Annotated in this window: 1 pseudogene; it reads right to left on the bottom strand. The window is 35.7% G+C overall.

The features are described from left to right. Positions 1–359 precede the first annotated feature (359 nt). Positions 360–716: pseudogene (locus BWI92_RS27550) on the bottom strand (hypothetical protein); the annotation flags it as partial.

The raw sequence follows: 716 nt of genomic DNA, 5'->3' as shown, positions 1-716 counted from the left end.
ACAAAATATTTTATTCAAAAAATAGTTATATTAGTAATACGAATGTAATTTTGTTTAGATTCCATTCTGAATGATTACACTACCCGATTGTTTTAAGATTTATTAAAATTCGTTGAATAGCTAATTGAATGGCCTTGGTAAAAGGTTCAATCATTTTCTGKWTATTGCCTGTCTTAGACCATTTGATTTTTACCGATAAAACGTATTCTCAGTTTTGCTGATGAAGGTATGTTATAATAACCCCACAAAAGTATAAACAATGGTGGTCGAATAAGTTCGAACAGGTACTACAACTGAAATTCCCCTGATTTCATACTGAAGTGGAACTCCTGTTCTACCCAACAATCCTGAGAAAAGAGTTACGTCGGAGCTTCCGAGTAAATTATAGCTGCCAACTCCGAGCTTATGGTGGCAAGAAGCACAGGAGTTCCATCTCCTGTTTTTCGTACATACAACTCTAATCTACTATCCCAAAGTGTATCTTGTTTCTTAGCTCGAACTTCATAAGTCAGAAGTGTACTGATATTCATTAGCGATTGGTTAGTTGCGCTAGTCATATTGATGCTGTAGTCAAGCCCGGCAGTGGTAATATTACTGGCAGGTACAGTAACAGACCAAGAGGTTCCTCCTGATTGAATGGCAATGCTTTGAGTAATGCCTTTTTGTTGAAAAACAAAAAAGAAAAGCGTAAAGATGAGATAATATGACAGATTTTT

This window comes from Flectobacillus sp. BAB-3569, from assembly GCF_002270355.1.
Taxonomy (GTDB): Bacteria; Bacteroidota; Bacteroidia; order Cytophagales; family Spirosomataceae; genus Flectobacillus; species Flectobacillus roseus.
This window is presented reverse-complemented; position numbering and strand designations above follow the sequence as displayed.